The organism is Mesorhizobium prunaredense, assembly GCF_900156895.1.
GTDB lineage: Bacteria > Pseudomonadota > Alphaproteobacteria > Rhizobiales > Rhizobiaceae > Mesorhizobium > Mesorhizobium prunaredense.
In genome coordinates this window covers 424,312-437,402 of the sequence record NZ_FTPD01000023.1, presented here as the reverse complement: position 1 = coordinate 437,402, position 13,091 = coordinate 424,312, and the positions used below count along the sequence as shown (strand labels likewise).

Below are 13,091 nucleotides of genomic sequence, written 5' to 3'. Positions count from 1 at the left end.
GGCGCGCGCCGCCGGGTCCGTTTTCATATTGCCGGGACGCATCTCATGACCTCCTATCGCAACAGTGAACCGGTGCCGCCGATCATGCAGGGCTCGCCGCCCAAGATGGTGCCGCCGAAGCTCGACTGGGACAGGGGACCCTGGAATCGCTGGGCGTTCCAGCACATCCGCGAAATCCTGCCGACCGTCGAAGTCTGGCGCGGCAATGGCCATCGCCGCCGGTTCGAGCGGACCGAGGTCGATCTCGACGCGCTGCCGGTGAGTGACAGCACGGGGCAGCCGACGACGCTGGCCGGGCTGCTGGACGAAACCTATACGGACGGGTTTCTCGTACTCAAGGACGGCAAGATCGCCTATGAGCGCTATTGCAACGGCATGACCGAGCGCACGCTGCATTTGTCGCAATCGATGGCGAAGTCAGTCACAGGCTCGGTATTCGGCATACTCGCCGGGCGCGGCCTGATCGATCCGGCCTTGCCGGTGACGACCTATTTGCCGGAGCTGGAAGCTACCGGCTGGGCCGGCGCCAGCGTGCAGCACGTGCTCGACATGACGACCGGCGTGCGTTTTTCCGAGGAATACACCGACCGCTATTCCGATATCGGTCAGGTCGATGTCGCCAGCGGCTGGAAGCCCGTGCCGCCGGGCAGCGACCCGGCCTTCGAGTGGCCGTCGCATATGTTCGAATTGATCCTGCGGCTCAAGAAGACAAGCCGGCGGCATGGCGCTGCCTTCGAATACCGTTCGATAGAGACCGACGTGCTCGCCTTCATCATGGAACGGGTAACCGGCAAGCGGCTGGCGCAACTGGTTTCGGAAGAACTCTGGCAAAAGCTCGGCGCGGATGAGAGCGCCTGCTTCACCGTCGACAGCGCCGGCTACGCCATCGCCGATGGCGGTTTCAACGCCACGCTGCGCGACTATGGCCGTTTCGGCCAGTTGATCCTCGACAATGGCGGCGGTGTGGTGCCGGCCGACTGGATCGAGGCGACGCGCACCGGCAGGCATGGCCCCGACTTCAGCCCCAGCCTGCCGCAAGGCAGCTACCGCAACCAGTTCTGGATCGAGGACCCGCGCTCACGCGCGCTGATGTGCCGTGGCGTGTTCGGGCAGCTGATCCACATCGACTGGAACACGAGAATGGTCGTGGTGAAGCTTTCGAGCTACCCGGATTTCATCAACATCGCCTATTCGGTGGCGACGATGAAAGCCGTGCACGCGATCGGCGCCGCGCTTGGCTAAGCCAAAAATCGTGAAAGGACTAGCGATGAACGGCAGGACCGCGTTCGAGATCAGACATGGTTTTGCCCGCAACAAGGTGCTGCTCGGCAACTGGCGCGAAAGCCCGTTCAGCCGGTGGTCGTTCCAGAATGTCGGCGAATTGGTGCCGAGCGCACGCGTCGCTGCAGCGTCAAGCGGCAGTGAGGTCCCGGCACAGGATCTTGACGGGCTGCTTGGCGAAAAGGTCGCGCTGGCCGGCGGCGCGGAGACTGTTGCGGCCTTTCTCACGCGCTCCGACACCGACGCGCTGACGATCATGAAAGCCGGCAATATCGTCGGCGACTGGTTCGCACCGCATATGGCGTTCGGCGCCCGCCACATCATCTTCTCGATCAGCAAGTCGCTGACCGCCATTCTGGCCGGCATATTGGAAGGCGAGGGGATTTTCGATCCGCAGGCGCCGGTGACCCGCTATCTGCCGGAAGCTGCCGGCTCGGCCTATGGCGATGCCAGCGTGCGGCATGTGCTCGATATGAGCGTCAGCCTCGACTTCGAAGAAGCCTATCTCGATCCGGAAAGCGCGTTTGCCCGCTATCGCCGCGCGACGCTGTGGAATCCGGGCGGCGGCGCGGAAAGCCTGGCCGACTTCATCCTGTCGCTGCAGCGCCTTGGCGAGCCGCATGGCCGGACGTTCCGCTACCGCTCGCCCAATTCCGACCTGCTCGGCATCCTGCTCGAACGCGCGTCCGGCCAGCGCTTCGCCGAGTCGATGCACGAGAAATTGTGGCTGCCGCTTGGCGCAATGAGCGAAGCCTCGGTGACAGTCGATATGGCCGGCACTGCGCGCACGGCCGGCGGCATTTCGGTGACGCCGCGCGATCTGGCGCGGGTCGGCGAGATGATGCGGCAGGGCGGCACGGCCAATGGCCGCCGCATCGTGCCGGAAGCCTGGGTGCGCGACACTGTCAGCACAGGCGGAGACACCGACGCCTGGCAGCGTGGCATGATGGCATTCCTCTTCCCGCAAGGCCGCTACCGCAACAAATGGTACCAGACCGGCGCGGCCAGCGGCGCTTTCTGCGGTATCGGCATCCACGGCCAGTGGCTCTACGTCGATCCCAAGGCGGAGGTCGTCATCGCAAAGATGTCGTCGCAGCCGGAACCGGTCGATGAGCCCCTTGATGTCGATATGGTCGCCTTCTTCGAAGCGCTGAGCCGGATGAACTGACCCAATCCAGGCTGACCGCCATCGCAGCTTTCCTGTGGAGCTATTGAGCGGTTGAAAACGCCGCGGTTGGCGGAGCGACGCTCTGCGCCTATGGTCGCCGCTCTTTTCGACAGGACAGCAGGAACGACATGGCATCCGAGCGCATCGCAGCAATTATCGCAGCCGAGATCACTGCCCGGCCCGAACAGGCCGCCGCGGCGATCGGGCTGCTGGACGAAGGCGCGACGGTGCCGTTCGTGGCGCGCTACCGCAAGGAGGTCACCGGCGGTCTGGACGACACGCAGCTGCGCCTGCTGGCCGAGCGGCTCGCCTATCTGCGTGAGCTCGACGCGCGCCGCGACACCATTCTCGGTTCGATCCGCGAGCAGGGCAAGCTGACCGAAGAGCTTGAAGCCAAGATCGCGGCGGCCGCCACCAAGGCGGAACTCGAAGACATCTATCTGCCCTACAAGCCGAAGCGCCGGACCAAAGCCGAGATCGCGCGCGAGCGTGGGCTGGGACCGCTGGCCGAGGCCATCCTTGCCGATCGCGCGGCGGTGCCGGCCGAACTGGCGCTGGCCTACATCAGTGAAGAGGTGGCCGATGCCAAGGGGGCGCTCGAGGGCGCACGCGACATTCTGTCCGAGCAGTTCGCCGAGAATGCCGACCTGGTCGGCAGACTGCGGACCTACATGAAGGAACGCGCTTTCATGCGGTCGCGCCTCGTCGACGGCAAGCAGGAAGCCGGCGCGAAATTCTCCGACTATTTCGACCATGTCGAACGCTGGGCCAACGTGCCGAGCCATCGCGCCCTGGCGATGCTGCGCGGCCGCAACGAAGAGGTGCTGTCGCTCGACATCGAGGTCGATGCCGACGACGCGTCGCCGGTGAAGCCGGTCGAACGGATGATTGCCGATGCCTACGCCATCGGCCGCCAGTTGCCGGGCGATCGCTGGCTGATGGAGGTGGCGGGCTGGACCTGGCGCATAAAGCTGTCGCTGCACCTGACGCTCGATTTGATGCGGGATCTGCGCGAGCGGGCCGAGGAGGAGGCGATCCATGTCTTCGCCCGCAATCTGAAGGATTTGCTGCTCGCTGCCCCGGCCGGCTCGCGCCCCACGATGGGGCTCGACCCCGGCATCCGCACCGGCGTCAAGGCGGCGGTGGTGGACGGCACCGGCAAGCTGCTGGCGACGACGACGGTCTATCCGTTTCCGCCAAGGAATGACGTGCGCGGCACGCAGGCCGAACTGGCAAAACTCATCCGCGTGCACAAGGTCGAGTTGATTTCCATCGGCAACGGCACCGGCAGCCGCGAGACGGAAAGGCTGGTGACCGACATGCTGTCGGACATGCCGTCGGATTGCGGGCCGAAGCCGCTCAAGGTGATCGTCAGCGAGGCGGGCGCCTCGGTCTATTCCGCCTCGGCGACGGCAGCGGCGGAATTCCCCGGCCTCGACGTGTCACTGCGCGGCGCCGTGTCGATCGCGCGACGTCTGCAGGATCCGCTCGCCGAACTGGTCAAGATCGAGCCGAAGTCGATCGGCGTCGGCCAGTATCAGCATGACGTCGACCAGTACCGGCTCGGCCGCTCGCTGGAAGCGGTGGTCGAGGACGCGGTCAACGCCGTCGGAGTCGACCTCAACACCGCCTCGGCGCCGCTGCTGGCCCGGGTTTCGGGCCTTGGCGCCTCGCTGGCCGAGGCGATCATCGCGCATCGTGACGCGACCGGCCCTTTCGCCAGCCGCCGCGACCTGTTGAAGGTGGCGCGGCTCGGACCTCGCGCCTTCGAGCAGTGCGCCGGCTTCCTGCGCATTGCCAACGGCACCGAACCGCTCGATGCCTCGGCCGTGCATCCCGAAGCCTATGGCGTGGCGAAAAAAATCGTGGCGGCCTGCGGACGCGACCTCCGCTCGCTGATGGGCGACAGTGCCGCTCTCAAGGCGCTCGATCCGCGTGCCTTCGTCGATGAGCGGTTCGGCCTGCCGACGGTGCGCGACATCCTGGCGGAACTGGAAAAGCCCGGCCGCGACCCGCGGCCCGGCTTCAAGACCGCGACCTTCGCCGACGGCGTCGACGACATCAAGGATTTGAAGCCAGGCATGCTGCTGGAAGGCACTGTCACCAATGTCGCCGCTTTCGGCGCCTTCGTCGATATCGGCGTGCATCAGGACGGCCTGGTGCATGTCTCGCAACTGGCCGACCGTTTCGTCAAGGATGCGCATGAGGTGGTCAAAGCCGGCGACGTGGTCAAGGTGCGCGTCGTCGACATCGACATCAAGCGCAAGCGCATCGGCCTGTCGATGCGCAGGGATGGTGACGGCGGCGGCACACCGAAGCCGCGCGACAATGGCAACAGACCGGCGCCGCGCGCGCCGGCGCCGCAGCGTCAGCCGGAGCGGCCGGCAGGGCAGGGCGCATTCGGCGCCGCATTGGCCGATGCGCTGAAGCGCAAGTAGCTATTTCTCCGGCGGCACATGGCGCAGCAGCCAGTCGCGAAAACTGGCGACCGGCGGATGGCCGCGCTTGTCATGCGGCACGACGAGGTAATAGGCGCTGCGGCTCTGCATCGGCCGGCCCGGCGCCGGCGCCAACTGGCCACGCTGCAACTCGCCCGAGATGAGGACCTGCGGCAGCAGCGCCACGCCGAGCCCCGCCATGCAGGCCTGGGCGGCGGTGCCGAACTGCTCGAACTGCATGCCGGGTCCGGTCGGTGCGCTCAATCCCTGATGCTCGAACCACTCGGTCCATGCGCCGGGCCGCGTCGCCATATGCAGCAGCGGCAGCCGGCCGATATCGGTGGCTGTGGCAATGGCGCGGCCGGCAAGAAATTCGGGCGATGCAACCGGCGCCACCGTCTCGCGCACCAGCAGCGTCGAGTCGGCATCGGGCCAGTCGGGCAGGCCGTAATGGATGGCGGCGTCGAGCCTTTCGCGGGCGAAGTCGAAACGGCCGATGCGGGTGACGAAATTGATGGTGATGTCAGGGTTGTTTTCGACGAAATCCGGGATGAGCGGCATCAGCCAGCGCGTGCCGAAGGTCGGCAGGATCGCCAGGTTCAAGATGCCACTATGCCGATTGCTCATCAATCCAAGCGCTGCGTCGCGCAATTGACCCAAGGCGGCGCGCACCGCTTCGGCATAGATCTCACCGGCCGTCGACAGCCTGACATTGCGGCTGTCGCGTTCGAACAGCTGGCGGCCGAACTGGTCCTCCAAAAGCCTGATCTGGCGGCTGACAGCACCCTGGGTCAGATCGAGTTCGCGTGCGGCGGCGGTAAAGCTGCCCAGCCGGGCCACTGCCTCGAAGGCGGCAAGGGCGCTGATACCAGGCAAGAGGCGGCGCTGCACGTTCATGATCCATTACTAGCGCTCATTGATTGGCGAAGCAATTTCGTTTGATTTTTTCGAGCCGGAAGCCGATAAGCCGCCCAATTCATGTTGTTGTTTTATGCATGTCGTTATCCCAAAACCGCCGGACACCCTCGGGTCAGGCCCGAGGGCAAGCTTTTGGGCGACATGCAAGAGTCTGGAGAGCGAGAGCCATGGCCGCCGACAAGAACGCATTCGTCTGGGACGATCCTTTCCTGATCGAGGACCAGTTGTCGGAAGACGAGCGGATGGTGCGCGATGGCGCAGCGGCATTCGCCGCCGACAAGCTCGCCCCGAGGATCGAGGAAGCCTATCTCGAGGAAAAGACCGATGCCGGGATCTTTCGCGAGATGGGCGAGGCGGGTCTGCTCGGCATCACCATTCCGGAAGAATATGGCGGGCTCGGCGCCAACTACGTCACCTACGGCCTGGTGGCGCGCGAAGTCGAGCGCATCGATTCTGGCTATCGCTCGATGATGAGCGTGCAGTCGTCGCTGGTGATGTATCCGATCCATGCCTATGGCTCGGAGGCGCAGCGCAAAAAATACCTGCCGAAGCTGGCGTCAGGCGAATGGATCGGCTGCTTCGGGCTGACCGAGCCGGATGCCGGTTCCGACCCTGGCGGCATGAAGACGCGGGCCGAGAAGACGGCGAACGGCTACAGGATCTCCGGCTCGAAAATGTGGATTTCCAACGCGCCGATCGCCGACGTGTTCGTCGTCTGGGCAAAGTTGTCCGACAAGAGTGGGGGCGCGCAGGACAACGAGATTCGCGGCTTCGTGCTGGAAAAGGGCATGAAGGGGCTGTCGGCGCCAAAGATCGGCGGCAAACTCAGTCTCCGCGCGTCGATCACCGGCGAAGTGGTGATGGAAGGAGTCGAGGTCGGCGAGGATGCGCTGCTGCCGAACGTGTCGGGCCTGAAGGGGCCTTTCGGCTGCCTCAACCGGGCGCGCTACGGCATTTCCTGGGGGGCGATGGGCGCGGCGGAAGACTGCTGGCACCGGGCCCGCCAATATGGCCTCGTCCGCAAGCAATTCGGCAAGCCGCTGGCCGGCACCCAGCTTTTCCAGAAGAAGCTCGCCGACATGCAGACCGAGATCGCGCTGGGGCTGCAGGGCAGCTTGCGGGTCGGGCGGCTGATGGATGAGGGCAAGATGGCGCCGGAGATGATCTCGATCGTCAAGCGCAACAATTGCGGCAAGGCGCTCGACATCGCCCGCCAGGCCCGCGACATGCATGGCGGCAACGGCATCCAGATCGGCTACCACGTCATGCGCCACGCGCAGAACCTGGAGACGGTCAACACCTATGAGGGCACGCATGACGTGCATGCGCTGATCCTCGGACGGGCGCAGACCGGATTGCAGGCGTTTTTCTAAGCCGGCCCCTAGGCCGGCAACGCTGCTTAAATTAGATGCAGCGCAACATCTCTGCTTGGAGAATGGCCAGTATTTGTGTCAGGGTTCGGCGAGTTCGTTTGAAACGCCGACTTTCGGGGTCCCATGGCAATTCTGGCAGCCGTCTACCACCTGACCCATTACAAATATGACCGGCCGGTCGTCCTCGGCCCGCAGGTCATCAGGCTGCAGCCGGCGCCGCATTCCCGCACCAAAGTGCTCAGCCATTCGTTGAAGGTCGGGCCGGCGAACCACTTCGTCAATCTGCAGCAGGATCCCTACGGGAATTTCCTGGCGCGCTTCGTGTTTCCGGAACCGGTGACGGAACTGAAGATCGAGGTCGACCTCGTCGCCGACATGACGGTCTACAATCCGTTCGATTTTTTCGTCGAGCCGTCGGCCGAGATCTTTCCATTCGAATACCCGGAAGAGATCAGCGCCGATCTCGCCATCTACCGGACGCCGGAACCGGCCGGACCGCTGCTGTCGGCGTTCCTGCAAACCATCGATCGCAGTCCAACCAACACCGTCAATTTCGTCGTCGACCTCAATGCGCGCCTGCAGCGCGAGATCGCCTATATCGTGCGGATGGAAACCGGCGTTTTTTCGCCGGAGGAAACGCTGGCCGCCAAGAAAGGCTCGTGCCGCGATACGAGCTGGCTGCTGGTGCAGATCCTGAGGAACCTCGGCATCGCCGCGCGCTTCGTTTCCGGCTACCTGATCCAGCTGAAGCCCGACCTGGTCGCGCTTGACGGACCGCCCGGCACCGCCGTCGACTTCACCGATCTCCATGCCTGGTGCGAGGTCTACCTGCCGGGCGCCGGCTGGATCGGCTTCGACCCGACCTCCGGCCTGCTCACCGGCGAAAGCCATGTGCCGCTGGCCGCCACGCCGCATTTCCGCAACGCCGCGCCTATTTCCGGCATGGCCAGCTTCGCCAATGTCGAGTTCGGCTTCGACATGCGGGTCGACCGCATCGCCGAGCACCCCCGCATCACCAAGCCATTCTCCGACGAAAGCTGGCAGGCGCTTGACGCATTGGGCAGGCAGGTCGACGCCGCGCTGGAGGCCGGAGACGTGCGGCTGACCATGGGTGGCGAGCCGACCTTTGTGTCGATCGACGACTTCGAGGCGGAGGAATGGAATACCGCTGCCGTCGGCCCGACAAAACGCGAAAAGGCCGATGCGCTGATCCGCCGGCTGCGTGAGCGTTTCGCGCCCGGCGGCTTCCTGCACTACGGGCAAGGCAAGTGGTATCCGGGCGAAAGCCTGCCGCGCTGGACCTTCTCACTCTACTGGCGCGCCGACGGCGAGCCGGTGTGGAGCGACCCGTCGCTGATCGCGCGGGAGAACAGCGACGCAGATGTCGGGCCGAAGCAGGCGGAAAGCCTGCTGACGGCGATTGCCGATGAACTCGGCATCGACAACACCATGGTCAGCGAAGCCTATGAGGACCCGGCTGAGTGGCTGCTCAAGGAAGGCAAGCTGCCGGAGAATGTCGATCCGTCCAATTCGAAGCTGGACGACCCCGAGGAGCGCAGCCGCATGGCGCGGGTGTTCGAGCGCGGCCTGACCAAGCCGTCGGGCTATGTACTGCCTGTCCAGCGCTGGAACAGCCAGGCGTCGGGACCGCGCTGGCGTTCGGAGAAATGGAAGACGCGGCGCGGCAGGCTGTTCCTGGTGCCGGGCGATTCACCGGTCGGCTACCGCCTGCCGCTCGGCACGCTTCCCCATGTGCCGCCGGCGCAGTTCCCCTACATCGTGCCGGTCGACCCATCGCTGCCGCGCGGACCGTTGCCGGCGCGCGAGGCGATTTTGCCTGAGGCCGCTCCTTTGCCGGAGGCTGCCCCGGCCGAACTTGAAGGCGCCGACGAAATGGCGCGCCGTCAACAGGCGGCGTCCTTCACCGCAGCGACCGGCCAGCAGGACCGCGTCGAACAGGAGATCACCGAGATCGGCGGCGCGGTGCGCACCGCGCTGTCGGTCGAGCCGCGCGACGGACGGCTTTGTGTGTTCATGCCGCCGGTCGAGGCGCTGGAAGATTATCTCGAACTTGTCGCGGCGGCCGAGAATGCGGCAAAAACTATCGGGCTGCCGGTGCATATCGAGGGCTACGGCCCGCCACACGATCCGCGCCTCAACGTCATCCGCGTGGCTCCGGATCCCGGCGTCATCGAGGTGAACATCCATCCGGCTGCGAACTGGCAGGACTGCGTGGCGACGACCACGGCGATCTACGAGGAGGCGCGGCAGACGCGACTTGGCGCCGACAAGTTCATGATCGACGGCCGCCACACCGGCACAGGCGGCGGCAACCATGTCGTCGTCGGCGGCGCGACGCCCAACGACAGTCCGTTTTTGCGCCGCCCCGATTTGTTGAAAAGCCTTGTCCTGCAATGGCAACGCCGTCCGTCGCTGTCCTATCTATTCTCAGGCCTGTTCATCGGCCCGACCAGCCAGGCGCCGCGCTTCGACGAGGCGCGCCACGATTCGCTCTACGAGCTCGAGATCGCCATGGCGCAGGTGCCGCATCCGAACCAGGGCGCGGCACCGCTGCCGTGGCTGGTCGACCGGCTGTTTCGTAACCTGTTGACCGACGTGACTGGGAACACCCACCGTTCGGAAATCTGCATCGACAAGCTGTTTTCGCCCGACGGCCCGACCGGCCGGCTGGGGCTGGTCGAGTTCCGCGGTTTCGAGATGCCGCCCAATGCGCGCATGAGCCTGGCGCAGCAATTGCTGGTGCGCGCCATCATCGCCCGCGCCTGGAAGAACCCGCTCGATGGCCGTTTCGTGCGCTGGGGCACGTCGCTGCATGACCGTTTCATGCTGCCGCACTATGTCTGGGCTGACTTTCTCGACGTGCTGGACGACCTCAAGCTGAACGGCTTTGAATTCCGTCCCGAATGGTTCGACGCGCAGCTCGAATTCCGCTTCCCGTTCTGCGGCGAGGTCCAGCATGCCGGCATCAAGCTGGAACTGCGGCAGGCGCTGGAGCCGTGGCATGTCATGGGCGAGCAGGGCGCCATCGGCGGCACCGTGCGCTTCGTCGATTCCTCGGTCGAGCGGCTGCAGGTGAAGACGGAAGGGCTAAACCCGGAGCGTCATGCCGTCGTCTGCAACGGCCGCATCGTGCCGATGAAGGTGACCGACACCAGAGAGATTGCGGTGGCAGGGGTCCGCTTCAAAGCCTGGCAGCCGGCATCGGGGCTGCATCCCGCGCTGCCGGTCAACACGCCGCTGGTCTTCGACATCTATGATCGCTGGTCGGGCCGGGCCATCGGCGGCTGCGTCTACCATGTCGCGCATCCCGGCGGGCGCAGCTACGACACCTTCCCGGTCAACGGCAACGAAGCGGAGGCGCGGCGGCTCGCCCGCTTCGAGCCACGCGGCCATACGCCGTCCGGCTACGTGCTGCGCGACGAACAAGCCTCTGAGGATTTCCCGATGACCCTTGACCTGCGGCGGCCTGCAAGACTCTGATCGGCCATGGCAAAGGGGAATCACCAGGAAATACGCGGCAGGCCGCATAACCTGCTGGAGCACTACCAGCCGATCGACGGCGTCGTCGACGAGATGGTCGATGCATCAGGCAATCCCCGTCCGGTCTGGAAGGAGTTCATCGAGGCGCTGGAAGATCTGGGGCCCGAAAAGCTCGCCCAGCGTTTCGCCCGCGCCGACCAGTATCTGCGCGACGCCGGCGTCTATTACCGTCTCTACGATCAGGCCGGCGCCAATGAGCGCGAATGGCCGCTGGCGCATGTGCCTCTCCTGATAGAGGAGCAGGAATGGGCTGCGATCAGTGCCGGCCTGGTCCAGCGGGCCGAGCTGTTCGAGGAAACGATTGCCGATATCTACGGGCCGAATCGCCTGGTTGAGAAAGGCATCCTGCCGGCGGGGCTGATCGCGGCCAGCCCGGAATATTTGCGCCCCGTCGTCGGCACCAGACCGGCCAGCGGCCATTTCCTGCATTTCTGCGCGTTCGAGCTCGGCCGTGGTCCGGATGGCCGCTGGTGGGTGCTGGGCGACCGCACGCAGGCGCCGTCGGGCGCCGGCTTTGCGCTGGAAAACCGCGTCGCCACCACGCGTGCGCTGTCCGACATTTATGGCGAGATGCATGTGCACCGCCTTGCCGGCTTCTTCCGTCGCTTTCGCGACGCGCTTAACGGCCTGGCCAAGGGATCAGGCGGCCGTGTCGCCATCCTGACGCCGGGGCCACTCAACGAAACCTATTACGAGCATGCCTATATCGCCCGCTATCTCGGCATCATGCTGCTCGAAGGCGAGGATCTGACCGTCTCCGGCGGTCGATTGATGGTGCGCACGGTTTCCGGGCTGATGCCGGTCAGCGTGCTGTGGCGGCGGCTCGACGCCGCCTTCGCCGATCCGCTGGAGCTGCGGCCGGATTCGCAGATCGGCACGCCAGGGCTGGTCGAGGCGATCCGCCGGGGAGCCGTTTCAGCCGTCAACGCACTCGGCTCCGGGCTGATGGAAACGCGGGCGCTGTTCGCTTTCCTGCCAAAAATTTCGCGCGAATTGCGCAATGAGGAGCTTCTCTTGCCGAGCGTCGCGACATGGTGGTGCGGGCGGGACGCGGACCGTGACCATGTGCTGGCCAACCTCGACCGCATGGTGATCGGTCCGGCGCTGTCGACGCGGCTTGCCTTCGAGGATGACGATTGCACCAGGCTGGGCTCGGCGCTGGTCGCCGGGGAACGGGCCGAACTGATAGCCCGGATCGAACGGGACGGCGGCGCCTTCGTCGGACAGGAAGCGGTGACGCTTTCGACCACGCCGGTCTATGTCGGCGGCTGGCTTGAGCCGCGGCCGGCAGCCCTGCGCGTCTATCTGGCGCGAACGCCGGAAGGCTGGACGGTGATGCCTGGCGGTTTTGCCCGCGTCGGCTTTTCGCTCGACCCGACCGCAATCGCCATGCAGCGCGGCGGCCAGGCGGCGGATGTTTGGGTGGTCAGCGACAGGCCGGTGGAGCGCGAGACGCTGCTGCCGCAGGAGCATGACAGCTTCATCCGCACCTCGCCGGGCAGCCTGCCCAGCCGCGCTGCGGAAAACCTGACATGGCTCGGCCGCTATATCGAGCGATCGGAAGACACGGTGCGCATCCTGCGCGCCTATCACGTGCGGCTGGCCGAGGCCTCCGACCCGGACATGCCTTTGCTTGCCGATATCAGAGACCATCTCGAACCGTTCGGCATCGACGTCGCGGCGGCGATCCCGCCGGGGCTGATCGGCACGCTGGACAGCGCCGTCTACAGCGCCGGACAGATCCGCGACCGCTTCTCGCCCGACGGCTGGCTGGCGCTGAAGGATCTGTCGAAGACCATCCATCAATTCGCGACAACGGTGGCGCCGGGCGATGACGCGACGCGGGCGATGACGGTCATCCTGCGCAAGCTCGCCGGGTTTTCCGGCTTGCTGCATGAGAACATGTATCGCTTCACCGGCTGGCGGTTCCTGGAGATCGGCCGGCGATTGGAACGCGGCATCCAGATCGCCCGAACGCTCGCCCGGCTGACCAGGGCTGCGGCGCCCGAAGGCGCGCTCGACATGATGCTGGAGATCGGCGACAGCGTGATGACCCACCGGCGGCAGTATCCGGTGCAGGCCGGCAGGCGCACGGTGATCGACCTCCTGGTGCTCGATCCGCTCAACCCGCGCTCCATCCTGTTCCAACTCGAGCGGCTGAAGGCCGAAATCGCGCTGTTGCCTGCTGTCGGCGGCGAGGGGCATATGTCGCCGGCGGCGAAAGAGATATTGCAGCTCAATACAGCAATCGCCATCAAGGAGCCGTCGGACATGACGGCGAAGGCCCTTGACGATCTCGCCAGCGAGATCGGCGGCCTCTATAACAGCCTCGCCAAGGCCTATTTTGGCTAA

General features: G+C 65.4%; 7 protein-coding genes. 6 read left to right on the top strand and 1 reads right to left on the bottom strand.

Features of this window, described 5'->3' with window-relative positions:
* Positions 1–45: 45 nt before the first annotated feature.
* The 3 genes from BQ8794_RS19730 to BQ8794_RS19720 all read left to right on the top strand — a co-directional run bounded on the left by BQ8794_RS19730 (position 46) and on the right by BQ8794_RS19720 (position 4,887).
* Positions 46–1,242: a serine hydrolase domain-containing protein gene (locus tag BQ8794_RS19730; RefSeq protein WP_077380309.1), complete on the top strand. Its 1,197-nt coding sequence runs from the start codon at positions 46–48 to the stop codon at positions 1,240–1,242.
* A gap of 25 nt (positions 1,243–1,267) precedes the next feature.
* Positions 1,268–2,449 (top strand): serine hydrolase domain-containing protein, encoded by a 1,182-nt coding sequence (locus tag BQ8794_RS19725; RefSeq protein ID WP_077380308.1) that lies wholly within the window; start codon positions 1,268–1,270, stop codon positions 2,447–2,449.
* Between the two features lie 128 nt (positions 2,450–2,577).
* A complete protein-coding gene (locus BQ8794_RS19720; RefSeq protein ID WP_077380307.1) occupies positions 2,578–4,887 on the top strand; it encodes a Tex family protein in 2,310 nt (769 codons plus the stop codon).
* Here BQ8794_RS19720 and BQ8794_RS19715 read toward each other — a convergent pair whose 3' ends face one another.
* The gene (locus BQ8794_RS19715) at positions 4,888–5,784 is read right to left on the bottom strand and encodes a LysR family transcriptional regulator (RefSeq protein WP_077380306.1); all 897 of its coding nucleotides are present in this window, start codon (positions 5,782–5,784) and stop codon (positions 4,888–4,890) included. It lies immediately after the preceding gene.
* 188 nt (positions 5,785–5,972) lie between these two features.
* Between BQ8794_RS19715 and BQ8794_RS19710 the strand changes: the two genes are divergently transcribed.
* From BQ8794_RS19710 to BQ8794_RS19700, 3 genes are all read left to right on the top strand, one after another.
* Positions 5,973–7,178 (top strand): acyl-CoA dehydrogenase, encoded by a 1,206-nt coding sequence (locus BQ8794_RS19710; protein ID WP_077380305.1) that lies wholly within the window; start codon positions 5,973–5,975, stop codon positions 7,176–7,178.
* 123 nt (positions 7,179–7,301) lie between these two features.
* Complete coding sequence (locus BQ8794_RS19705; RefSeq protein ID WP_077380304.1) at positions 7,302–10,679, top strand: transglutaminase family protein; 3,378 nt, start codon at positions 7,302–7,304, stop codon at positions 10,677–10,679.
* 6 nt (positions 10,680–10,685) lie between these two features.
* Entirely contained in the window at positions 10,686–13,091 is a 2,406-nt protein-coding gene (locus BQ8794_RS19700; protein ID WP_077380303.1) for a circularly permuted type 2 ATP-grasp protein, read from the top strand.